The 24344-nt window shown below is 37.1% G+C and carries 23 protein-coding genes; 12 read left to right on the top strand and 11 right to left on the bottom strand.

Going from position 1 to position 24344, the window contains the following annotated elements:
* Positions 1-64: 64 nt before the first annotated feature.
* Positions 65-1096 carry a bestrophin family protein gene (locus NG809_RS15155; protein ID WP_262152045.1) on the top strand — a complete coding sequence of 344 codons (1032 nt, stop codon included), beginning with the start codon at positions 65-67 and terminating at the stop codon, positions 1094-1096.
* Here NG809_RS15155 and NG809_RS15150 read toward each other — a convergent pair.
* The 3 genes from NG809_RS15150 to NG809_RS15140 form a co-directional block, all read right to left on the bottom strand.
* A complete protein-coding gene (locus NG809_RS15150; RefSeq protein ID WP_262152043.1) occupies positions 1093-2106 on the bottom strand; it encodes a glycosyltransferase in 1014 nt (337 codons plus the stop codon). The two genes, NG809_RS15155 and NG809_RS15150, sit on opposite strands and share 4 nt — an antisense overlap.
* A gap of 69 nt (positions 2107-2175) precedes the next feature.
* The gene (locus tag NG809_RS15145) at positions 2176-2568 is read right to left on the bottom strand and encodes a hypothetical protein (RefSeq protein ID WP_262152041.1); all 393 of its coding nucleotides are present in this window, start codon (positions 2566-2568) and stop codon (positions 2176-2178) included.
* Between the two features lie 3 nt (positions 2569-2571).
* Entirely contained in the window at positions 2572-3741 is a 1170-nt protein-coding gene (locus NG809_RS15140) for a THUMP domain-containing class I SAM-dependent RNA methyltransferase (protein WP_262152040.1), read from the bottom strand.
* Positions 3742-3863: 122 nt separating this feature from the next.
* Here NG809_RS15140 and NG809_RS15135 point away from each other — a divergent pair, with 122 nt between their 5' ends.
* Positions 3864-4589: a class I SAM-dependent methyltransferase gene (locus NG809_RS15135; protein WP_262152037.1), complete on the top strand. Its 726-nt coding sequence runs from the start codon at positions 3864-3866 to the stop codon at positions 4587-4589.
* A 129-nt stretch (positions 4590-4718) separates the two neighbouring features.
* Positions 4719-5435 carry a ZIP family metal transporter gene (locus NG809_RS15130; protein ID WP_262152035.1) on the top strand — a complete coding sequence of 239 codons (717 nt, stop codon included), beginning with the start codon at positions 4719-4721 and terminating at the stop codon, positions 5433-5435.
* Positions 5436-5516: 81 nt separating this feature from the next.
* On the opposite strand, the gene NG809_RS15125 is transcribed toward NG809_RS15130, so the two are convergent.
* Together NG809_RS15125 and NG809_RS15120 are read right to left on the bottom strand one after the other, a co-directional pair.
* Entirely contained in the window at positions 5517-6893 is a 1377-nt protein-coding gene (locus NG809_RS15125) for an OmpP1/FadL family transporter (protein ID WP_262152033.1), read from the bottom strand.
* Between the two features lie 53 nt (positions 6894-6946).
* A complete protein-coding gene (locus tag NG809_RS15120) occupies positions 6947-8071 on the bottom strand; it encodes a prolyl-tRNA synthetase (protein ID WP_262152031.1) in 1125 nt (374 codons plus the stop codon).
* 147 nt (positions 8072-8218) lie between these two features.
* On the opposite strand from NG809_RS15120, the gene proS reads away from it, so the two are divergent.
* From proS to NG809_RS15085, 7 genes are all read left to right on the top strand, one after another.
* Positions 8219-9694: a proline--tRNA ligase gene (gene proS, locus NG809_RS15115; RefSeq protein WP_262152029.1), complete on the top strand. Its 1476-nt coding sequence runs from the start codon at positions 8219-8221 to the stop codon at positions 9692-9694.
* A gap of 111 nt (positions 9695-9805) precedes the next feature.
* Positions 9806-10183 carry a DoxX family protein gene (locus tag NG809_RS15110; protein ID WP_262152028.1) on the top strand — a complete coding sequence of 126 codons (378 nt, stop codon included), beginning with the start codon at positions 9806-9808 and terminating at the stop codon, positions 10181-10183.
* A 249-nt stretch (positions 10184-10432) separates the two neighbouring features.
* The gene (locus NG809_RS15105; protein WP_262152026.1) at positions 10433-11731 is read left to right on the top strand and encodes an OmpA family protein; all 1299 of its coding nucleotides are present in this window, start codon (positions 10433-10435) and stop codon (positions 11729-11731) included.
* A gap of 115 nt (positions 11732-11846) precedes the next feature.
* Complete coding sequence (locus tag NG809_RS15100) at positions 11847-13178, top strand: Nramp family divalent metal transporter (RefSeq protein ID WP_262152024.1); 1332 nt, start codon at positions 11847-11849, stop codon at positions 13176-13178.
* A gap of 583 nt (positions 13179-13761) precedes the next feature.
* Positions 13762-14298, top strand: a complete 537-nt coding sequence (locus tag NG809_RS15095; protein WP_262152022.1) for a nucleotide exchange factor GrpE — start codon at positions 13762-13764, stop codon at positions 14296-14298.
* Positions 14299-14392: 94 nt separating this feature from the next.
* Positions 14393-15514 carry a molecular chaperone DnaJ gene (gene dnaJ / locus NG809_RS15090; protein WP_262152020.1) on the top strand — a complete coding sequence of 374 codons (1122 nt, stop codon included), beginning with the start codon at positions 14393-14395 and terminating at the stop codon, positions 15512-15514.
* Positions 15515-15731: 217 nt separating this feature from the next.
* Positions 15732-16748, top strand: a complete 1017-nt coding sequence (locus NG809_RS15085; protein WP_262152018.1) for a glycoside hydrolase family 43 protein — start codon at positions 15732-15734, stop codon at positions 16746-16748.
* A gap of 336 nt (positions 16749-17084) precedes the next feature.
* Here the strand turns inward: NG809_RS15085 and NG809_RS15080 are convergent, their stop codons facing one another.
* The 3 genes from NG809_RS15080 to NG809_RS15070 all read right to left on the bottom strand — a co-directional run bounded on the left by NG809_RS15080 (position 17085) and on the right by NG809_RS15070 (position 19442).
* Positions 17085-18011: an acyltransferase family protein gene (locus tag NG809_RS15080; protein ID WP_262152016.1), complete on the bottom strand. Its 927-nt coding sequence runs from the start codon at positions 18009-18011 to the stop codon at positions 17085-17087.
* Positions 18012-18051: 40 nt separating this feature from the next.
* Complete coding sequence (locus NG809_RS15075) at positions 18052-18369, bottom strand: hypothetical protein (RefSeq protein ID WP_262152013.1); 318 nt, start codon at positions 18367-18369, stop codon at positions 18052-18054.
* A gap of 188 nt (positions 18370-18557) precedes the next feature.
* Positions 18558-19442, bottom strand: a complete 885-nt coding sequence (locus NG809_RS15070; RefSeq protein WP_262152011.1) for a DUF808 domain-containing protein — start codon at positions 19440-19442, stop codon at positions 18558-18560.
* A 159-nt stretch (positions 19443-19601) separates the two neighbouring features.
* Between NG809_RS15070 and NG809_RS15065 the strand changes: the two genes are divergently transcribed.
* Both NG809_RS15065 and NG809_RS15060 read left to right on the top strand, forming a co-directional pair.
* Complete coding sequence (locus NG809_RS15065; RefSeq protein ID WP_262152009.1) at positions 19602-20087, top strand: hypothetical protein; 486 nt, start codon at positions 19602-19604, stop codon at positions 20085-20087.
* A 7-nt stretch (positions 20088-20094) separates the two neighbouring features.
* On the top strand, positions 20095-20991 hold the full coding sequence (locus NG809_RS15060) for an alpha/beta hydrolase (protein ID WP_262152006.1): 897 nt from the start codon (positions 20095-20097) through the stop codon (positions 20989-20991).
* A 201-nt stretch (positions 20992-21192) separates the two neighbouring features.
* On the opposite strand, the gene NG809_RS15055 is transcribed toward NG809_RS15060, so the two are convergent.
* The 3 genes from NG809_RS15055 to NG809_RS15045 all read right to left on the bottom strand — a co-directional run bounded on the left by NG809_RS15055 (position 21193) and on the right by NG809_RS15045 (position 24224).
* Entirely contained in the window at positions 21193-21918 is a 726-nt protein-coding gene (locus NG809_RS15055; protein WP_262152004.1) for a DedA family protein, read from the bottom strand.
* Positions 21919-22005: 87 nt separating this feature from the next.
* On the bottom strand, positions 22006-23118 hold the full coding sequence (gene prfB / locus NG809_RS15050) for a peptide chain release factor 2 (RefSeq protein ID WP_262152002.1): 1113 nt from the start codon (positions 23116-23118) through the stop codon (positions 22006-22008).
* Positions 23119-23261: 143 nt separating this feature from the next.
* Entirely contained in the window at positions 23262-24224 is a 963-nt protein-coding gene (locus NG809_RS15045; RefSeq protein ID WP_262152000.1) for a T9SS type A sorting domain-containing protein, read from the bottom strand.
* Positions 24225-24344 lie beyond the last annotated feature (120 nt).

Genomic DNA, 24344 nt, shown 5'->3' with positions numbered 1-24344 from the left:
ATTATTTTTAGAGGTTTTTTTGTACGGTTTTTGTTAACTTGGCTGTACAAACTATTATATACAAATGATCACCACAAAATACGTCAACTATAAAAAGGTATTCAACTTATCAGGATTTCATCTAATCATCATTTCGTGTTGGTGTACATTAATTGCCGTACTTTTTCATGTTTATCACTGGGACTGGATGATTATTCCGTGGGTTCCTGTGGCATTAATAGGTACTGCAGAGGCTTTTCTGGTAGGTTTTAAAAACAATCAGGCGTATGACAGACTCTGGGAAGCGAGAAAAGTCTGGGGTGGAATCGTAAATACCAGCCGCTCATTTGCTGCGATGGTGTATGCTTTCGATACCAATGATGAAAACGTTGGGAAGTTTGATCTGGAAGAACGCAGAAAAAAAATCGTACACCGCCATATTGCGTGGCTTTATGCCTTCCGTGAGCAAAGTCTGATCCCTGCAGAATGGGAACACATTAAAGATGAGGAAGACAAAATCAAAAATACAGATCTGAAACGGAACAGACTGATAAGAGCCGGATTTTCTGATTACGGCAGAACACCTATTTTTCTGAACAAATATTTATCTGAAGAAGAATGTGAACTGCAGTCTCACTACAAAAATTTTGCAACTTACCTTGTTGCCCAGCAGGGAAAAGATATCAATGACCTTAAAAATATGAACGCCATCTCAGACTTCAATCAGATGCAGCTGCAGGATTGTCTCACTGAGTTTTATACGTTGCAGGGACAGGCAGAAAGAATCAAAAAATTCCCGTTGCCAAGACAGTTTGCAAGTACTGCATTTATTTTTAACATTATTTTTATCATGCTTCTTCCTTTGGGTCTAGTAAGTGAATTTTCAAAGCTTGGTGACTGGGGAATCTGGGCTTCCATCCCATTTTGTATCACGATTGGATGGATTTACATCATTATGGAACTCGTTGGAGACTACTCAGAAAACCCTTTTGAAGGTTTAATGTTTGATATACCGATGCTGTCTATTTGCAGAACAATTGAAATAGACCTTCTTCAAATGACCGGCGAGACAGAACTGCCGGATCCAATTACATCTAAAAACGGAATTATAGTTTAACTTTTATGAAAATGTTTCGGAAAAGCTTCCTCAGGTTTCTTTTTCAAAACATTAAGCAAAATCCAGGATTTTAAAAACCCGTATCCGTAAGAAAACATCTGAATATAGGTAGAGATGACGGCCATTCCAGCGATTGCTATATTTTTAGTAACAATTAAGGCATGAATTAAAACCATAAAGGTGTATAGCCCGTAAAAAGAGAGGATAATTCCACCTTTTAAAAAGAAATATTCAATAAATCCTAAAATATATCCTAACAGAAATAAACTGGGAAATGCAAAAGAAATTTTCACATAATTTGGATGTCTTTGATTCAGGATGGGCCTTGCACAACCGAACTGATATACTTGTTTTGAGAATTTACCAAAATCAACCCTGCGTTTGTGATAAACAGCAATATTATCGAAAAATGCTGTAGAAAAACCGTTTTCCCAAAGCGTCATCGATAAATCAGGATCTTCGCCGATTCTCATCTCTGAAAAACCTCCGACCTTTTCAAAAACCTCTTTTTTTACACCCATATTAAAACTTCTGGGTTGAAATTTTGAAACCGCTTTTTTATTCCCTCTGATTCCTCCTGTAGTAAAAACAGAAGTCATAGAATAGGAAATCGCTTTCTGCATCAGATTAAAACCTTTATGTGCTTTATCTGCACCACCAAAGGCATCGCAAGGAATTTCGAGAATATCCTTTTTAATATTTTCAATATAATCTTTCTCCACAATCACGTCACTGTCTACAAAAATCAACCAGTCATTTGCAGCTCTTTTAGAACCGTAATTTCTCGACAGACCCGGTCCGGAATTTTCTTTTTTGAAATATTTAATATTCAAAATATCTTCAAACTGATGAACTGTCGGTTTTAAATCCATCAAAGAACCGTCGTCTACAATAATGATCTCAAAATCTTTATCAGTTTGGGCATTTAAAGAATTAAGAAGCTCGAAAAGTTCATCTTTTCGGTTGAAAATTGCGACAATAATAGAAAGGGTTGGTTTTTGACTGAACATTTTTCAAAATTAAAGATTTGAAAAGAAATCTCAATGTATTTTAAAACAATTTATGATTTTAATTTAGCTTTAAACTATGAATTTAAAATAAACAATTAAAACGATTGAGATGACAAATAGAATCAGAGATATGCTGAACAGCAATAGTTTGAAAATGCTTTTAAAATAAAAAAGCCTGAGATGAAAAAGTATGTAAAAAACAATAAACGAAATAACGAAACCAATCAGAACACACATCAGTAAAGTTTGAGTAAAGTCTTCTTCGGGTAATGGATTTGAAAAAAACATAAAATACAAAATGGAGGCAATCACAAGAAAGCCTCCACTCCACAATTCTGTAGTATATTTTGATTTTTTGGAATACTTGCTCTCCTTTTCTCTATTTGGGGATGATTTAAAAGACAAATCTATATTCAGTAAATCTGCAAGAAAACCTAAACCGTCAAGAAAATCAAAAGGCATATTTTATTTTTTGTTTTCCTCTAATTTGTGCACCTTTTTCGTCCCTTCATACATTTCATACTGCAAAAATCTCGTCTCCAGTTTCCCGTTGAACAGCTTGATTTTTCTTGAAGGTCGTAATCCTATTTTTTTCGGAGCATCCAGATCTGAAGAGATCAGCCACGCCAGAGTATTTGGGTAACTGCTTTTAAATGTATCTCCAATTTTTTTATAGAAATCGTCATCATTAATCGAAATTCTCTCGTCATATGGTGGATTGAAAACCATTAATAGAGGAAATAAATCTTTTTTAGACTCAAAGAAATCCTGTCTTCTCACGTCGATAATGTCTTCCATTTCGGCAGATTCTATGTTAGTTCTGGCGGCATTCAACATTTTCCCGTCAACATCGTAGCCAACAATTTTTCCGGTAAATTCTCTTACACGGTTAATTCTGACTTCTTTTATTTTTGCGAACAAATCGGCATCATAATTATTCCAGTTCTGGAAGGCAAATCTTTTTCTGAAAATCTGAGCCGGAAGATCAAGTGCAATCATTGCTGCTTCAATCAGAATCGTTCCTGAACCGCACATCGGATCAAGGAAATTCCCTTTTCCGTCCCAGCCAGCCAACTGCAGCATTCCGCTTGCCAAAACTTCATTGATGGACGCTTCGCCCTGTTCTCTTCTGTAACCTCTTTTAAATAAAGCATCACCGGAAGAATCCATAGAAATTGTCACCAACTCTCTGTCGATATGCAAATGAAATTTAATTTCCGGACTTCTGGTTTCGATATTGGGTCTTTTCTTGAATTTCTCCTGAAAATAATCTACAATCGCATCTTTCATTTTAAGAGTTACAAACTGAGAATGCTTGAATGTTTCAGAATTAACAGTAGAATCGATGGCGAAAGTCTGGTCTACATCCAGAAAATCTTCCCACGGAAACTGCGAAAGTTTATTATAGAACTGATGCTGATTGAATGCTTTAAACTCATAAATCGGCACCAGAATTTTGAGTGCTGTACGTGCAGAATAATTTATCTTATACAAAAATCCAAGATCTCCTTCGCAGTTAACGGCACGGTTTTTAAGCTCTACATTTGAGCCACCGAGTTTTTTAATCTCCTCAAAAAGAACCTGCTCGAGTCCGAAAAAAGTTTTTATCTGTATTTTTAAATTTTCTGTATTCATTTTGCAAAAATAGGGAATTTTTGGCTTGGTGTTGGGTGATTGATGAACGATGTTAAAAGATATAGTTAAAAATCATCCTACATCCGGCATCCAGCATCCTACAAAATCCGTATTTTTGCACGATGGAATGGTTTGAATCTTGGTTTGACACACCTTATTATCATATTCTCTACAGCAACAGAGATTATACCGAAGCAGAAAATTTTATCACTCAGCTCACTGCAGAGCTTCAACTCCCAAAAAATTCAGAGATTATTGATCTTGCCTGTGGCAAGGGAAGGCATTCCGTTTTTTTAAATAAATTGGGTTACAAAGTTTTAGGATTGGATCTTTCAAAAAAAAGTATTGAGCACAACAGACAGTTTGAAAATGAAAACCTTCAGTTTGCTGTTCATGATATGCGTGACAAGGTAAATCATCCGTCTGTAGATGCTGTTTTTAATCTGTTTACGAGTTTCGGATATTTTGATTCTGAAGATGATGACAGAAAAGTTTTTAAATCCGTTTCTGATGTTTTGAAAACTGATGGATATTTCGTTTTAGATTATTTAAATGAAAATTACGTCCGAAATAAAATGGTTTCCGAAGCTGAAATGCAACGCGGCGGAATTGATTTTAAAATTTCCAAGAAAATTGAAGATCAACATATTGTAAAAGAAATTAAATTCTCAGCTGACGGACAGGATTTTAATTTTTTCGAAAAAGTAAAACTCCACACGCCGGAATCTATACAGAAATACGCTGAAGACAATGGTTTTGAGCGGGTGAAAATCTGGGGCGATTATCAGTTGAATGATTTTGATGATGAAGTTTCACCGAGATGTATAAATTTATTTCGTAAGAAGTAAAAATTAAAATTTGAATTTTAAAGACCTCATCGAGGTCAAACCTTTGTAGCAGATAGCCGGCTGTAAAAAAAAAAGAAGCTCCGGAGGAGCGACAACTTTGTAAAAAATTATTTAAGAATCAAATTTAAAATGATCGTATTTCTACTCATATTAAGTGTTCTCGCCGGAGTTTTTCTGGGTAAATATTTTGGACAGACAGAAAAGTTTTCCAAAAACCTTTTGATTTTGAGCGCAGGATTTTTAATTACAATCTGCCTCAACGAAGTTTTCCCCGAAGTGTATCATCATCACAATGAATCCGGAATTAATCTTGGCATTTTTGTCATCGGCGGAGTTCTATTGCAAATGATTTTGGAGGCTTTAACCAAAGGTTTTGAGCATGGTCACTTCCATCATCACAATGACAGCACAGTTCTTCCGATGGCTTTAATGGTAGGCCTTTTCATTCACGCTTTTATCGAAGGTATTCCTTTAGCTAATGAAACCAATCCGTTTTCTCCTTATCTAATGGGAATTGTTTTTCACAACCTCCCGATTTCTTTTATTCTGGGAGCATTTCTTTTTAACAGAAAAGGTTCAAAAATGTCTTATCCATCCATGCTGATCGTCGCATTATTTGCTTTGGCATCACCTTTTGGAATGTTTTTAGGAAATTATTTTAATCCCAATTGGCAGCCTTACTTTTTAGCAATAGTTGGTGGAATTTTCCTTCACATTTCATCAGTAATTATTTTTGAAAGCAACAAAAATCACAATATTGACTGGTCTAAAATTGGTTTGGTTATCATAGGTGTTTCACTGGCTTTGGTGATGCATTTATTTCACAGCCACGAGCATCATCATTAATCTTTAAATCAAATTTAATATACCAAAAAGCTCTGCAAAAATCAGTTTGCAGAGCTTTTTTATATCTAAACTGAGTTAGTTTTAAAACTTCCAGCCGAATGTTAAATAAAAATTGTTAATCACATTTTTAACGTCAGAAACTACGAACGATGAGCTGCTGATTAAGCGTGATGGTGAGTAATAACCATCCTCAAAACCTCCTCCTGCTTCTCCGTATAGAAAAGGGTTATTGAATTTTGAACTGATGTTCTGATAAGTTGCATCGATGTAGAATGATTTGAAATCATAACCTAAACCAAATGACAATGCATTTCTGTCGCTCAAAATCATATTGTTGTAAGATTGATCTGCCACATCACCATTATTTGCAAAACGGCTAACCGTAAGTGCATCAAAAGGACTTGAAGTATATGCATAACCACCTCTTAATCTGAATTGTTTAACTCTGTATTCAGCTCCCAATTTCACTTCAGATAATGTCTTTACATTTTCATCAAAGAAATCATTAAGCTGCATTTCCGCTCCACCATATTCTTTATAAGACGGTTTAGTCAAACCTACTGTATAATCAAGGTTCATCGAGAAATTCTTGTTGGCTACGAAGGCTGCACTCACAGTTGCTTTCATTGGCGAAGTAAGTCTCCTGTTTTCTACAGCGTAATCGTCACCTAACTGTGGATCATTGTAGAAATTATAACTTCTGTCGATATCCCAAAACGTAGGTGTTTCTATGGCACCACCCAATCTGAAATTACGTCCAAGCTTTCCGATAACCCCTAAACTAGCAGAGAAACCAGATGATCTCTCAAAGTATGGCGTATTTTGTTTGCTGAAATAATCTAGACTTCCATTCTGTAATGACTGAAAAGCTGCTGTATCAGACTGATCAAGAGAAACATTAGAAAAATTCAAGCCCATACCAATGTAAAGACTGTGATTGTAGTTTGCACCAACCCCAAAACTTGTTTTAGATAAAGTTCCGTATCTATCGTAAGCATGTCTTGCCAAAGATGAACTGTTCGTAGCATCAAAATCGTAGATTACATTGCTGTTTCCGGGTGTCTCGATATAGTTATCAAGAGATTGGTTCGAAAAATTTACACCGATGTTTACAAATTTCCATGCACTTTCAGTCATCAATTGGAAAGTCATTACACCACCAACGTTACCCAGATCTGCATTGTTCACTTTATAGCCAAACGATGAACCTGCCGAATTTGAAGTATTTTTGTTGGACATAATAGAAAGTGTTCCTGATACTTCCCCTGAAATCGCAACCCCCAAACCTGCAGGGTTGGTCAGCAAAGCGTTTGCATCACCTCCCAAAGCACCATTTGATCCTCCCATTGCATTAAACTTTGCCGAACCTCCAATTTGAGAATTCGAATACACATCCAGCGTGTTTCTGATCAATGAAACATCCTGCGCCTGCGCAAAGAAAGCAGCAGAAATGCTCATTATTACTAAAGATTTTTTTAACATTATTATTTTAGAATATGTTGAGATTTATTTTATCTGCCACCACGGAAACCGCCGCCTCCGCCGCCGCCTCCTCGGAAGCCTCCACCTCCACCGGTAGAACCGCCGCCTCTGAAGCCTCCGCCATTGCTTGGTGAAGTCCATCCGCCGTTAGATCTTGGCGCAGACTCATTTCTGAATCCTCCGTTATTGTTTTGGTTGTTATATCGCGGTTGAGATTGGTTGTAATTAGGTCTTGTTCCACTATTGTTTCTAAAACCACCTTGTCCCTGAGGTCTGTTGTAACCAGATTGCGGTCTTACTCCTGTATTATTTCTGAATCCACCCTGTCCCTGATTTCTGAAACCTGAATTGCCCTGATTTCTAAATCCTGAATTATTGGAATTTCTAAAACCTGAATTATTGGAATTTCTGAATCCGCTCGCGCTTGAATTTCTGAAACCATATCCCGGCGCAGTATTTCTCGCAACTATACCTGAATTTCTGTTGGTAAATCCGTATCCGCTGGCTGCACTTCTTCTGTTATAAGGTTGGTAGTAATTTCCACCCCAGTAACCGGCGCCCCAGCCTCCGTAAGGATAGCCACCCCAGCCCCAGTATGGATTATACATTCCCATTCCCCAGCCAGAACCCCAGCCCCAGCCGTTGTTCCAACCCCATGGGCTGTATCCCCAACCCCAGTTGTTGCCCCAGCCCCAGCCGAAAGACATACCCATGCCCCAGCCGCCGCCCCAGCCCCAACCGCCGTAGCCACCGTAAATTCCCCAGGGAGCGCCCCAGCCTCCCCAGCCCCACGAGTTATCGTAGTAGTTGGTTTCACTGCCGGCATACATTCCCCAGTCTGAATCGGTTCCGATCTGATTGGTATTCCAGGTATTGTAAAGATTGTTCTGCTCGTAGTTGTTTGCCTGAGCATTTTGGATTGTAGTATTATCCGCCTGATAGTAGTCGTAATATTCTCCGACTCTGTTTCCGTTATCATTTACGATAACGCCCTCAGGTAAAGTATCTTTGCTGGGGTCATAGTAAACCCCGTCTGTCTCGTTGTAGCCACCCATCTGAGCACCGCAGGAAACCAAAAGTAATCCGCTGGAAATAGCCAAGATGCCTTTTGACCTTAGAATCCCAAACAAATTTTTATGTATATTTCTTTTCATGATGACGTAAAAATTTTTTATTTAAATTATATTTGCATTTTGTACCAAAAATATACCAACCCTGTTGGTTACAAAAATCAATCAAAAATAGATTTTTATTTTTAGATTACATAATATTCAAAAAGTTAAAATATTAAAAAAATATTAATGGCAAAACTAACTTCAAGAAGCGAAGATTATAGCAAATGGTATAACGAGCTGGTAGTAAAAGCAGATTTAGCAGAAAACTCTGGTGTGAGAGGATCTATGGTCATCAAACCATACGGCTACGCAATCTGGGAAAAAATGCGTGATGAAATGGACAGAAAGTTTAAAGAAACAGGTCACGTAAATGCATACTTCCCCCTTTTTGTACCCAAAAGCCTTTTCGAAGCTGAAGAAAAAAATGCTGAAGGTTTTGCTAAAGAATGTGCGGTAGTAACCCACTACCGCCTAAAAAATGATCCTGATAATCCCGGTAAACTCATGGTAGATCCCGACGCTAAATTAGAGGAAGAGCTTATTGTTCGTCCAACTTCGGAAGCAATTATCTGGAACACCTACAGAGGATGGGTTCAGTCTTACCGGGATCTTCCTATCTTGATTAATCAATGGGCTAATGTTGTACGTTGGGAAATGAGAACCAGATTATTCCTGCGAACTTCAGAATTCCTTTGGCAGGAAGGTCACACTGCTCACGCAACAAAAGATGAGGCGGTAGAGGAAGCTGAAAAAATGAATAAAGTTTATGCTGATTTTGCCGAAAACTTTATGGCAATGCCTGTAGTACAGGGTTTAAAAACACCTTCGGAGAGGTTTGCCGGCGCAGATGAAACCTACTGTATTGAAGCTTTGATGCAGGATGGAAAGGCTCTTCAGGCAGGGACTTCACACTTCTTGGGTCAGAATTTTGCCAAAGCTTTTGATGTAAAATTCACCAACAAAGAAGGAAAAATTGAACATGCCTGGGCAACTTCGTGGGGAACTTCCACAAGACTGATGGGTGCCTTAATTATGACGCATTCAGATGATTTCGGATTGGTTTTACCTCCAACGCTCGCTCCGATTCAGGTTGTGATTGTTCCTATTTTTAAAGGTGAAGAACAGTTAGCTCAGATTAGCGAGGTAGCCCTTGATATTCAGGCAAAACTTAGATTAAAAGGAATTTCTGTAAAGTTTGATAATGATACTCAAAACAAACCGGGCTGGAAATTTGCAGAATACGAACTGAAAGGTGTTCCAATCAGAATTGCAATGGGCCCACGCGATCTTGAAAATAATTCTGTTGAGATTGCGAGAAGAGATAATCTTACGAAAGAAACAGTTTCTATCGAAGGTTTGGATTCTCACATCGACAATCTTCTGAAGACCATTCAAAAAGATATGTATGAAAAGGCTTTAAACTTTAGAAAAGAAAATATCACAAAAGTAGATTCATATCAGGAGTTTAAAAAAGTTTTAGAAGAAAAAGGAGGTTTTATCTATGCGCACTGGGACGGAACTGCTGAGGAAGAAGAGCAGATTAAGGAAGAAACAAAGGCTACCATCCGTTGTATTCCTATGGATGATGATGTGGAGGAAGGTGTTTCATTAGTTTCAGGAAAACCTTCGGTAAGGAGAGTAATGTTTGCTAAAGCTTACTAAATTTTACTTTAAAACATATGAAAGATCGCATTTGCGGTCTTTTTTTGTTTACGCAGTTTAATGATTTGGTATCGAAGTTGATTTTTCTCTTGCACCACAACAAAATATATTATGGAAAATCAAAAAATAGCACAGATCGCTCTTGGCGGAATGTTGATTGCCGCAGGAATTAGCCACCTCACATTCGCAAGAAAAGAATTTCAGGCACAGGTTCCGGATTGGGTTCCACTTAAAAAAGACGACACCGTTGTGTATTCGGGGATTGCAGAAATCGCGTTGGGCACAGGTTTAATTTTAGCTCCGAAAAAATATCAAAAGCCCGCAGGAATAATTGCAGGAACGTTTTTCGCAGCAGTTTTTCCGGGAAACATTTCACAATATCTTAACAGAAAAGATGCTTTTGTTTTAGATACAGATTCCAGACGTTTGGCCAGACTTTTTATGCAGCCGGTTTTAATTGCCTGGGCATTATTTTCGGGTAAAAAATAGTTTTGATTTAATTAGATTTCATCTGAATAGTTGAATTTTACTTAAACTTTTCAATGCAAAGTTGCAATCTATCATTTAATCATCGTTATTCTAAAGAATTACACTGTGAATTCAAAATAGAAACTAATTTAAATTACCCCTTGATCTTTATTAATTTTTTATTTAAAATGAAAAATTTTTCATTAATAAACAAATAGTTGAAAAGTTTTTTATTAATTTTAAAATACATTAATCATAAACTAAAATATTATGTCATTAAACCTTATTGATCTCATTAAAGGCCAGCTTGGACCGGCTTTTACATCACAAACTGCCCAGCAATTGGGAGAAAGCGAATCAGGAATTTCAAAAGCCATCAGCGGACTTCTGCCCGCCGTTATGGGGGGACTTGCGAATAATTCTGATAACCCAAGCGTGTTGGATGCCATTACAGGAGTTGGTTCGGGAGATTCTGTTTCTAATCTCAATGCAAATGTTCAGGGAAACAGTTGGATTACCACGCTTCTGCAGAGTATTTTTGGTGATAAACTTTCCACACTCATCAATTCTGTAGCTACGTATGCCGGAATAAGTTCAAATTCAGCTGGCTCTCTCTTAAACCTTGTCACAGGAGCTACGGCAGGTTCAGTCGCGAAATATGCTCAGGATCAAAATCTGGACAGATCCGGAATTTCAAATTTATTGAATGATCAAAAAGGTCTTATTTCAGGTTTACTTCCTGCCGGACTTTCTTTGGCATCTTTAAATCTTGGAAACTGGGCAAAAGGATATGGTTTTGAAGGAAACGAAAATCCTGCAACAAAAGCAACAGATGAAAAACCTCACATAGAAGTGACCAGAAGTGTAGCAGATGAAGGAACTTTCCCGGACAGAAATAACAGTGAAGGCGGCTCAATCTGGAAATGGCTTCTGCCCCTTTTACTCTTATTAGCAGCCGGATATTTTGTCTGGAAGCAGTGTGAGAAAAAAGAAACAACAGTTACAATGACAGGAGAGGATTCTACTAAAATCAACAGATCTGACACAATTAATGCCTATACTTCAGATACTGCAAACTCCCCGGCTGAAGCGCGTACGGACGAAAGCATCGACCTCAACGGGAAATCGTTAATAGGTTACAAAGGAGGAATGGAAGACATGATGATTGCTTTCCTGAAAACCGACGGCTATAAAAATGCGTCTGATGATGCTGCATTGAAAGATCAGTGGTATGACTTTGACCATGTGAACTTTAAAATGGGCAGTTCTTCAGATTTAGAGGCTGGTTCAGAAGGCCAGCTTCAAAATTTGGTAGTTATTTTAAAAGCTTATCCTGATGCTAAAATTAAAATCGGAGGTTATACCGACAAAACCGGTGACGAAGCTACCAATGTAAGAATTTCTACGGCAAGAGCTAATTTCATAAAAGACTGGCTTGGCAAAAACGGCATTGGCTCGCAGGTTTTAGGTGCAGAAGGTTATGGAAGTAAGTATGCAGAAGTAGACGCAGCAGCTTCAGACGCCGAAAGAGCGGTGGACAGAAAAATGTCTGTAAGATTCGCTAAATAAATTCTTTAGAATCAATAAAAATTAATCCCGAAGCATATCTTCGGGATTTTTTTGTATTTAAAATGTCTCCAGTTTATACAGATTTAAGTATATTTGTTAGTCATTTCTAACAAATATGAATTTAAAATTGAAAGGTGCCTGGCGAAAGGAAAAAACCATGCATTCCCTGCCAGAAGTCTATTCCTCCGTTAAGATACCCAGGAATGGGAGTTTCTGGCGGAAATATCTTGCATTCGCCGGCCCCGGTCTGATGGTTGCTGTTGGCTACATGGATCCCGGAAACTGGGCTACCGATATTGCCGGGGGAGCACAGTTTGGCTATACTCTACTCTCAGTAATTTTAATATCCAACATATTTGCGATGGTTTTGCAGCATTTATCTGTAAAATTAGGCGTTGTCGCAGAACGAGATCTTGCACAGGCCTGCCGGGATCATTACAGTCCTACAACCAACTTTATACTTTGGATTTTATGTGAAATTGCAATTGCCGCCTGTGATCTCGCAGAAGTCATAGGTTCAGCGATTGCTATAAATTTACTTTTCGGTATTCCGCTCACATGGGGAATTGTGATTACGACGATTGATGTATTGATCATACTTTTACTTCAGGCAAAGGGTTTCCGATGGATTGAAAGTATTGTTGGCGGGTTAATCTTTATTATTTTAGGGTGTTTTGTATACGAGCTGGTGATTTCAAAACCTGCTTTAAATGAAATTTTTGGAGGATTGATTCCAAAAAAGGAAATTATTTCCAATCCGGCGATGTTGTATATCGCCATCGGAATTCTCGGTGCAACGGTGATGCCTCACAACCTTTATCTTCACAGCAGTATTGTGCAGACCCGTGATTATGACCGAACCAAAGAAGGAAAAAAGGAAGCTATAAAATTTGCTACGTTAGATTCCTCAGTATCATTGATTTTAGCCTTTTTCATCAATGCCGCGATTCTTATTTTGGCTGCTGCCACTTTTCATACAAGCGGAAATAAAGATGTAGCCGATATTCACGATGCATACAAGATGCTGACTCCAATTTTGGGAGCTTCTATGGCGAGTATTGCTTTTGCAGTAGCACTTTTGGCATCGGGACAAAATTCTACTTTAACAGGAACACTAGCCGGACAGATTGTAATGGAAGGCTTTCTGAATATTCGATTAAAACCATGGCTGAGAAGATTGATAACAAGACTTATCGCCGTAATTCCCGCGTTGATTGTCACAATCATTTATGGCGAACAGGGCACGACGGATCTTTTGGTTCTAAGTCAGGTCATTCTGTCGATGCAGTTGAGTTTTGCAGTAGTTCCTTTGGTCATGTTTACCAATGACAAGGCTAAAATGGGAGAATTTGCCAACAAACCCTTTCTTAAATCATGTGTCTGGATTATTGCGGTGATCATCATTATTTTGAATTCTTACCTGTTGTATCAGACGTTTACGGGATAATAGGTAATGGGTAATGGGTAATAAGCAATCGATAATTAATAAAAAATGATGATTGATGATTGATGATTGATTTATATAAACTTTCATAAAATTATCATCTTACTTTTTGTTTAATTCTTTTCGCCTGGTTCTTTTTACTTTTTACGTAGTTCTTCGAAAACTAGCCCGGATAGAAGCGGCATCCTTTTTTGTAGCGGACGGAACGAAGAGGAGACCGCTACAAAAAAGATACAGCGGATAGCCGGAAATAGCTCCTAATGATTTGATGTTTGAGATTTGAGATTCGAGGTGCGGGATTAGGGGTTCGGATTCGGGATACGAGGTACGGGATTCGGAGACGAGCTTGAGACTAAAGCTAAGGTCGATACGAAGAAAAACAATCATGATTTAAACAGTATTTTTTAAAACTTGTCTCTTTTTACTTTTGACCTGCTCTTCCACTCTAACTCTTCCACTTTGGCTCTTTTTACTTTTGCCTTGACTCTTTTTACTTTTGCCTTGGCTCTTTCCACACTCTGCCTAATTGTCCGTTTTTTTTCTTTGGCAGAATCTTTGTGAAAACACCCTTAAAAGTTATTGAAATATGGAAAATCAGGATATCAACGAAGAAAACATCAATCAACAGGAAGAAGCGAAGGTTCAGAACGAAACAGTTACTGAGGAAAATGTGACAGCAGAACCAACGGCAGAGGAAGTTTTGGCACAGGAAAAAGATCGTTATATTCGTCTCTATGCTGAGTTTGAAAATTATAAAAAGAGAACATCCAAGGAAAAAATGGATTATTTCCAGTACGCCAATCAGGAAATGATGGTGTCTATGCTTGGTGTTTTGGATGATTTTGAAAGAGCGATCAAAGAAATTGCAAAGAATGGAAACGAAGCTGATTTACAAGGTGTTGAGTTGATTTATAATAAATTTAAAAATAAACTTACTGAAAAAGGCCTAAAAACGATGGAAGTAAGAGCCGGAGATGCTTTCAACGTAGATTATCACGAGGCAATTACTCAAATTCCGGCACCGTCTGATGATTTGAAAGGTAAAATTGTTGACGTAATCGAAACAGGTTATACTTTGGGAGAAAAAGTAATCAGATTCGCAAAAGTAGTAACAGGTAACTAATTTAATGAATGATAAATGATGAGTGATAATTGATAACATACTCATCTTTAATAAATATCTTTTATCATTTATCAATAATCAATTATAAAAAGAGATGTCAAAAAGAGATTATTACGAGGTTCTTGAGATCAGCAAATCTGCATCGGCCGACGAGATAAAGAAAGCATACCGTAAAATGGCTATCAAATTTCACCCAGATAAAAATCCGGGTGACAAAGAGGCTGAGGAAAAATTTAAAGAAGCGGCAGAAGCTTACGAAGTTCTGAGCGACGACAACAAAAAAGCACGTTACGACCAGTACGGACACGCCGGAATGGGCGGTGCTGGCGGTTTTGGCGGCGGCGGCTTTGGTGGCGGAATGAACATGGAAGATATCTTCAGTCAGTTTGGAGATATCTTTGGTGGCGGCGGTTTCGGAGGATTTGGCGGTGGCGGCGGTGGCCGTCAGCAGGTGAAAGGTTCCAATTTAAGAATCAGAATCAAACTGAATCTTGAAGAAATGGTGAACGGAACCCAGAAAACCATCAAAGTTAAGAAAATGAAGATGGCGGAAGGTGCTACTTCAAAAACCTGCCCTACGTGCGGTGGACAAGGAGTTCAGATGAAAGTGATGAACACAATGTTCGGGCAGATGCAGACGCAAACTACGTGTGGAACCTGTCAGGGAATCGGGAAAGTTGCCGATAAAATTCCTGCAGGAGCCAATGCACAGGGTTTGATTAAAGACGAGGAAGAAATCTCAATCAATATTCCGGCAGGAGCAAGAGACGGTATCCAGCTGAATGTAAGAGGAAAAGGTAATGATGCACCGTTTGGCGGAATTCCAGGAGATCTTTTGGTGATTGTGGAAGAAGAAGTAGATCAGACGATCAAAAGAGAAGGTGATAATCTTCATCAGGAGCTTTACGTTTCTTACGCTGAAGCGGCTTTGGGAACGAAAAAAGAAGTACCGACCGTTGGCGGAAAAGTAAAAATTACAATCGATGCAGGAACGCAGTCCGGAAAAATCCTGAGATTAGCCGGAAAAGGTTTACCAAGCATCGACAGCTACGGAAAAGGCGATATGTTTATACACATCAACGTATGGACTCCACAAAAACTGAATAAAGAACAGAGAGATTTCTTCGAAAAGATGATGAGCACTGGCGAAATGGAAGCCGAACCATCAGGAAAAGAAAAATCTTTCTTTGATAAAGTGAAAGATTTATTCAACTAAAATATTTAAGAGGCTTTTTTGAGGCCTCTTTTTTTTGTCGCTACTTCTCATTAAACTTTTATTTTCAGTTTAATTTAAAACCAAATCAATTTATAAAACTTAATTAGACTTATCATTAAAAATCAATATTCATCGAAGTTCTAACGGCAATTTCATTTGTGAAAAGTTTAAATTCATTGATTTTTTTGTTTACATTCGTTTCAGAAATAATGAAATTATGATGAGAAAAGCTTTGGCTTTGGTATTATTCGGTCAGTTTCTGTTTGCACAGGAAAAACCACAGTATCTTTTTGAAGAATTATATTTTGCCGATCCTTCTGTGCACGTTTTCAATAAAAAAATTTATATCTACCCTTCTCATGATATTCAGACTGAAGTGACCGACGCGGCAAATGGTGGTCATTTCAATATGAAAGATTACCATGTTTTAAGTCTTGAATCCCCTTCTCAAAAAGCAAAAGATGAAGGTTTAATTTTAAAACTGGAAGACGTTCCGTGGGCGGAAAAACAGCTTTGGGCTCCGGACATTGCCAAAAAAGGCAAAAACTATTATTTCTATTTCCCTGCAAAAGACAAAAACGGAATTTTCAGAATCGGTTTGGCTACCTCAAAGAATCCTGCAGGACCTTTTAAAGCAGAAAAAGAACCTATAAAAGGAACTTACAGCATTGATCCGAAGGTTTTGGAAGACAACGGAAAATATTATATCTATTTTGGAGGTTTGAAAGGCGGACAGCTTCAGCAGTACAGAGACAACGTTCATTCTGAAAAGTATCCGAACCTTGGCAAAGACGAAAACGCGCTTCTTCCCAAAATGGCTTTGCTGAAAAACAATATGAAAGGATTGGCTGAAGCACCGAAAGACATTATGATTCTGGATGAAAACGGCAAACTTCTGAAGGCCGGAGATCAGCACCGAAGGTTTTTTGAAGGTGTCTGGGTTCATAAATATCAAAACAAATATTACCTCTCCTATTCCACAGGAGAAACGCATAAACTGGTGTATGCAACTGGCGACAATCCTTACGGACCGTTTACTTTTCAGGGAGAAATTTTAAGTCCGGTTGTGGGCTGGACAACGCACCACAGTATTGTTGAAATTGATAAAAAATGGTATCTTTTCTATCACGACAGTAAATTGTCTGGTGGAAAAAGTTATTTACGAAGCTTGAAAGTGAGGGAACTGAAATACGATGAAAACGGAAAAATCATTCCGATGAACGGGCAGGATTAATGGTTTTTTGGAAATATTTTAATCTAAATTTCACTTCTTGCAAATGCACTGCTGATGGGCTTTCACGAGAGCCTCAAAAATGAGACGTCTGATTTAGAAAATTCACACGTCTAAATTAAGAAAGTCAGACGTCTAAGTTTTTCATTTGAGACGTGTAAATCTAAAGATTTTGACTTTTCAGATTTTCGTTTTGCATTATTTAAGTTTTGATTTTATGCATCTCAATTTTACCACGAAGTTCACGAAGATTTTTACAAAAAGTGCACTAAAGATAGTGTTCCTTGTGAAATCCGTAATGTCCATTGTGGTAAAGACGTACTATTTTACAGTACTACTCTAAAGAAGATACTTCAGTTTTTGATTTAAAATTACCAAAACTAAACCCGATAAAATAAGCGAACTTATGAAAATGAAATCGTCGTACTGAAGGATCAAAAGATTTTCCGATTTGTAAACGTAATACATCAACATAGGGTGGATAAAATAGATCGCAGTAGAGATGCTCGCCAGAATTTTTGAATCTGTTTTAAATTTTAAGTTTTTAAAGTAAATAAAAACCAACGGACAAGCTATCAACAGAGAAAATAAGAGATCAACACTTTCTTTTTTCGGAAGTTTTAAGATTTGAATATTGACGAACGCTTCCGCAACGACAGCTGAAACTGAAACTAAAACCAGCCAGAGCGACGGATTTCTTTTCACATCCCATTCATATTTTTTAATCAGAAAACCAATGGTTAAAAACGGGAAGCAGTCGAAAAGAAAGTTTCGGTACATCGGGTAACGGTTGAAGAGCTGATTCGTTTCGCCTTCAAAAAAATGAGAGTTTCCTAAATATTGAATCGTGTAACCACAAAGGAAGAATAGAAAAACCAACGAGATCAGGAGTTTTGGGCTTCTATGCCTGAGAAAAAACAGAAAAATTCCGGCAAACAAAGTTCCGTTGAGATACCATAAATGGTGATAACCAAAAACAATATTGGAGACTGCGTCACCTTCCTTCCAAAGCGGAATGTAGATGACCGTCCAGATTGCGTACAAAATGAAAATTCTGAAAAGCCATTTTTTCAGTTTAGAAAAATCATTAACAAAGGAAAAATAATAGCCTGTAATAATCAGAAAAACCGGAACTCCCAATCGGAAGAGTCCATTCACAAGCAGATAGCTGAGCGTTGGATAAGAATCTCTGAGAAAATAAATGTGCAGCCCGACCACAAACAGAGCAAGTATAATTTTCAACAGGTCTATCGCTAAACTTCTCATTTTTATTAATTTAAATGAATGATAAATTTTATCTTCATCATTATTTTATAAAAGAACCAAATTGGTTAATAATGGTCTTGAGTTTTTTCGCATCAATATTTAGTTCTGTGATCTCTACAGAATAATCATTCATAGATTTGGTTAAGACTGTTAAAAATTCACTTGGGGAACTTCCCGTACTGACATTTTCAATTTCAATCTCTTCAATTTGCTGCCATTTTACCAGTTTTCCTTCAATCAGTATTCCTGCGCTGTTGATTCTCAGCTGAATCTTATTATTTGCAAACCTTGAGATAAAATAAACAGAATTAGCAACTCCAACAATCAATAAAATAATTGCAATGATTTTATTTTCCATCGCAAAATATAAATATGATGCAAGTAAAAGTGGTATCAATACACTCAAAGAGTCAAGTGTGAAAATGTTTTTTGAGTATTTAAAACTGTATTCTTTCCGGTCTTTATTCATAATAGAACTAACAAAAAAGTTTACGAATCTGCCCAAAGACTTTTCCGTAAACTTTATATTATTTTTAATTATTTGTCTTATTTGTTTGCAACCAGACTGTAGACTTTTTTCCCTACAGTGAATAAAGCTACACCAATCAATCCACCAGCCAAGCCGAAAACAACCTGTTTCAAAGTCGCATTCCAGTCAGGTAAAATGTGATGAAGATACTCAATTCTGTGTGCAAAAATTTCTCCTGCAACCATGATTAAAGCTATTGTTCCGATTACTCCTAACGATTTGATTACCCATGGCAACGCATCTACCAAAAACTGTCCTAATTTTGACGCAAAACCTTTTCCGTTACTTTTTTTGATTAATTTAAAGCCTGCGTCATCCATTCTTACAATTAACGCTACAATTCCGTAGACACCAACGGTTGCAACTATTGCCACAAGGCTTGTTACCAGGATTTGAGTGATGAAAGGATGGCTTTCTTCCAACACAGTTCCCAAAGCGATGATTACAATTTCCAGTGAAAGAATAAAATCCGTGGTAACCGCAGATTTCACCTTTGCTTTTTCAATTTCTTCGGCAGATTGCGTATCAGCTTCTCTCTCTTCTATGACTTCATGCCCTTCCTTTTTCCTGTGAAAAAGAAACTCAATAATTTTCTCAACACCCTCAAAAGCCAGATACATTGCTCCGACAATTAAAATATAGTTGATTGCAGGCTGATAAAGCCAATTCAGCAAAAATACAATCGGAAGAATAATTATTTTATTTAAAAAAGAACCTTTGGTAATTGCCCAAAGAACAGGAATTTCTCTTGAGGACATAAATCCTGTAGCTTTCTCGGCATTTACGGCAAGATCATCGCCTAAAATTCCGGCTGTTTTTTTTGTTGCTATTTTAGTGGTTACCGCCACATCGTCCATTAAAGCTGCAACATCATCAAGAAGCGCAAAAAAGCCTGAAGCCATATTTATTTTAATTTATTTTTAAGGTTTGTTAAAATTAAACCAAGGCAAAAATAATGTTTTAATTTGGGATATTATTTATTTTTAAATCTCAATTATCTGAATAATTATCAATATTGAATATTAATAATTCATACTAATTTCACTCTCAATAATAGCACAATGTTAAAAACTTTCTTGATTTTTATAGCAATAGCATTCTCAAATGTATCATATTCACAAGTTAATGATGACGAAATGCGTTTGATCACTTTACATAGAAATAAAGTTGGAAAAACTTTCGTGTATGGAAAATGGAATGATAAAGGAGGTATGGAAACTCATTTAACCTATCTAGGTAAAGCTGTCACCAAAAAAGGAATTTATAAAATTATGAATTCTACTTGGCTTTGGGGATTGTCTAAAAGAGCAACTAACAGAATTTTAATTTTCAATGACCTTAATCAATATATTGGAGAATATAATGTAACAATAATGGCCGATCTTCCAAAAAAATTTAAAAATGGGGTATTAATATTTGAAAATAAAAATAACGATTGTAACCCAAAAGTTTCTTCAAAAATTAACTTTAAAAATGGCATTCCAAAAGAGTTTTTAAGAGAATGTAAGAATGGATATGGCGATATTTTTCAATTTTATAGTTTATAGATAAGATATGTCAGTAAAATTTTCTCCCTACCTTTACTCTATGAAAAAGCTGATTCTCAATTACCACTATTTTGTTTTAGGATTGGCAGGTTTTGTTTTAAATTCATGCAACTCGAAGTTTCGGGTTTGGGTGGGGAACAATTCTCAAAAGGTTTACAATCTGAAATACGGCGAAGACAAACGCCAGAAAATGGATGTTTTCTTACCAGCCGATTATCCGCAAGACACTCCTGTAGTTTTGATTGTTCACGGTGGTGCCTGGAAATACGGCAGAAAAGAGCACATGATTCAAATCCAGAAAATGCTTTTTGCCAATAATATTCCGAGTGTTAATATGAATTACCGTTTGGTAAAAAAAGGAATTACTTATCGCGAACAGCTTGAGGATATTGATTTGGCGATTGAAAAATTTAATTCCCTTGCAGAAAAATCAGAATTGCTGCCCGATAATTATATTCTTTTGGGCGAAAGTGCGGGTGGGCATCTGGCTCTACTCTACGGTTATAAAAACCCAGAGAGAATTAAAAAAATAATTTCTTTAAGCGGACCGACTGATTTTTTTTCTGATGAATATTTAAAATCATTTTATTCGAAATATACTTCCGGAAGTATTCAGAAAATGGTTGGAACCAAATTTAAAAGAAAAAATCTCTCTGAGGAATTTAAAACAGCAAGTCCGATTGCCAATGTTTCGTCGGTTCCTACTCTTTTATTTCAGGGGAATACAGATTTTCTGGTGAATCAAAAACAGGGTTTAGCACTGGATTCAGTTTTAACGGAAAAGAACATTCCGCACAAACTGGTTTTTATGGAAAACACGGGTCATGCTCCCAGATTTTTTAATAAAACCAAAAGAGACAGCATTATTTATCCGAATATTTTGGAGTGGATTAAGGATATGTGATGATTGATGATTGATGATTGATGTATGATGGGTGATGAATGATGATTGATGGATGATTGACGCTGGATGACGGGGTGAAAATTAATAAATCTCTGGAGCCTTCTTCAAGAAAAACCTGAAATTCGCAACCTTAACCTTAACCTTAACCTTAACCTCAGCCTTATCCTCAAAACAAAAAAACCTGCCGGAGCAGGTTCAATATTATTTTTCTTTATCTTGTTCTTTATCAATCAACTCGTCAAGCACTTTATCTTCCACAATTGGATTTTCTTTTGGTGCACCGAAAACAAATTTCAGAATTACCGGAACTGTTGTCACCAAAACGATAATGATGATGATGAATTCCAGTTTTTCTTTCAGATTAATTCCGAACTGATCCATGAACAGTTTATCCAAATAATGTCCTGCAAAAATCAAACTGAATGACCAGAGAATACCACCAATAATGTTATCTCTCAGAAAAGCTTTTTTATCCATGCTCACAATACCCGCAACAATCGGCATAAAGGTTCTCACCACCGGTAAAAATCTCGCCATAATTACAGCTAAAGCTCCGTTTTTTTCGAAGAAATCATGTGCCTGATAAAGATATTTCTTTTTAAACAGAAAAGTATCCTGTTTTTTATACAAAGCCGGTCCTGTTTTGCTCCCAAACCAATATCCAACCTGATTTCCGACGATTGCAGCAAATGCAACAGCGGAGGCCAGCAAAGTAGTATCTAAAAAGTCACTTCCTGTAGAACCGAATGTTTTTGAAATAATGTCTACGGCGTAAATTCCTGAAACGAAAAGTAATGAATCTCCAGGCAGGAAAAACCCTACAAACAAGCCTGTTTCGGCAAAAATTATGAATAGAATTACCCAAAATCCACCCATGTTGATGTAAAATTCGGGATTTAATAAATCTCTCCAGCTATTGTATTCCATATATAATGATGATGAACAAAAATAAGCTTAATAAAATTATGCTGAAAATATATTAGCATATTTTAACGTAAATGTAAACATGATATTTTATAGGTCGAAATCGTCGTCTGAAACTGCGGTTCCGTCTGCCATCAGAAAGGCCTTGAGGAAAGGCGTAAGATTTCCATTCATCACAGCATCTACATCAGAAGTTTCGTGACCCGAACGTACGTCTTTTACCAGTTTGTAAGGATGCATCACGTAATTTCTTATTTGGCTTCCCCACTCGATTTTCATTTTATTGGCTTCAATTTCATTTCGGGCTTTCAGTCTTTCTTCAAGTTCCATTTCATATAGTCTGGACTTTAAAAGCTGCATCGCTTTTTCTTTATTCTGTAGCTGCGAACGGGATTCTGAGTTTTCGATAATAATTCCTGTAGGAGCGTGACGAAGGCGGACTGCAGTTTCTACTTTGTTAACATTCTGACCACCCGCACCAGATGATCTCATTGTCTCAAATGAAATATCGGCAGGGTTAATGTTGATTTCAATTGTATCATCCACCAAAGGATAAACATAAACCGAAACGAAACTTGTATGACGTTTTGCATTAGAATCAAATGGCGAAATTCTTACAAGTCTGTGAACACCGTTTTCGCCACGAAGATAACCAAAGGCAAATTCACCCTCAATCTCAAGCGTGACCGTTTTTACACCTGCTACATCACCTTCCTGATAATTCAGTTCGCGGATTTTGTAACCCTGTTTCTCAGCCCACATCGTGTACATTCTCATTAACATCGCAGCCCAGTCGCAACTTTCGGTACCACCAGCTCCTGCTGTGATTTGAAGAACAGCCGAAAGCTCATCGCCTTCGTTAGAAAGCATATTTTTAAACTCTAAATCTTCAATTTTTTCAATTAAAAGAGGGAAAGTCTCATCAAGTTCTTTTTCAGAATCTGAATCTTCTTTGGCAAATTCTACTAAAACCTGAAGATCTTCAAACTGAGTATTGATTTCTTCATAAGCTTCCACCCATTTTTTCTTGGACCGTAGCTGTTTCAGAAATGCTTCAGCAGTTTTAGGATTGTCCCAAAACTCGGGTGCAGCGGTTTTTTCGTCATCGTTAGAAATCTCGATTTTCTTTTTATCGATCTGAAGATATTTTCTGAGATCTTCTATTCTTGCCTGTGTGTCTTTTATCTGGTCGTTATTGATCAAAGCTAAAAAATTTGAAATGCAAATTTACGCATAATATCATCACTTTCTGTAAAGCTTTAGATATAAAAAACAGACCTGTATCAACTACAGGTCTGATCTTAAAATCTAACATTAATTCTTCTGAAAAAATATCTGAAAACAGATTATTTCTTTGTCACTTTTTTTGAAGTCTGTTTCCCGTTTTTATCTTTGATGATTAAAGTATAAACACCGCTTTCAAGAGCTGATAAATTAAGTTGAGATTCCGGTTTTACATCCTTTAAAAGAGTTTTTCCTGAAAAATCTAGAACACTAATTGAGGCAACCTCAGATATGTCATTAAAATTTAAATAATCTGAGAAAGGATTTGGATAAATTCCTGTTTTTTCCAGAGCTTCTGCATCTTTTACAGAAAGTACAAGCCCCTGAGCAGAGATTGCAAAAACATTAATGACTGTAACGGCAGTTGACGTTTTCTTTACCGTAACTGAAGTAATCACTTTACCTTGATTTGCCGCAGAAATAGCTAACGGAATCTGATAAATCCTTGGATTTTCCGCTGTACCGGGAGCATCGATACTGTTTGAACCCCTGTTAATTCTACCGATTGCCTTGATTGCAAAATTTGCTCCATCGTACCAATCCTGAAAATTGATATTGGCAAAAATCTGCGTTGTAGAATCTGCAAAATTCACCGTGATCTCACCAGTAGAAGGGCCACTTCCACTAACCGCCAAAACGTAAAGTGTATTTGCAGAGCCCGGAGTTGCAAGGGTTAACGTACCGGTATCATTGGCGTTGGGAAGTCTTAAAGAATTATTTCCGTTATAAGAAGCCAACTGATAAGTAAGACCACTAGTACCTGGAACAGCAGAAGTGATTAAACCGTTTTCAGGCAAACCGTAAGTGAGTGTTGCAGATGATGCAGTAACTTTAAAATCTTTAGACATGTAAGCGAAATTGTCTGTAGGCTTGTCCAGACTTGCATTGGTTGACGTAGACGCACCACCAATACCATTTGCAATGACATCAGCATTAAATCCAGATAGCGAAAGAGTTTGGTAAGTTTGTGCATTAACAGCAAAAGAAGCTAAGATCAAACTAAGAGAAAGGAGTTGTTTTTTCATAGATGAGCGTATTTGGCTAGTGTTTAAAAAAATATTATGAGTTCATTTTTTAATTGTTAAATATTCACACAAATGATTAGTAAAAAGACAAACTAAACTTCAATTCACCTTTTAAATAAC

It is taken from the genome of Chryseobacterium foetidum (genome assembly GCF_025457425.1).
GTDB lineage: Bacteria > Bacteroidota > Bacteroidia > Flavobacteriales > Weeksellaceae > Chryseobacterium > Chryseobacterium foetidum.
Note: the sequence above shows the minus strand (reverse complement) of the source record. Positions and strands in the feature narration are given on the sequence as shown.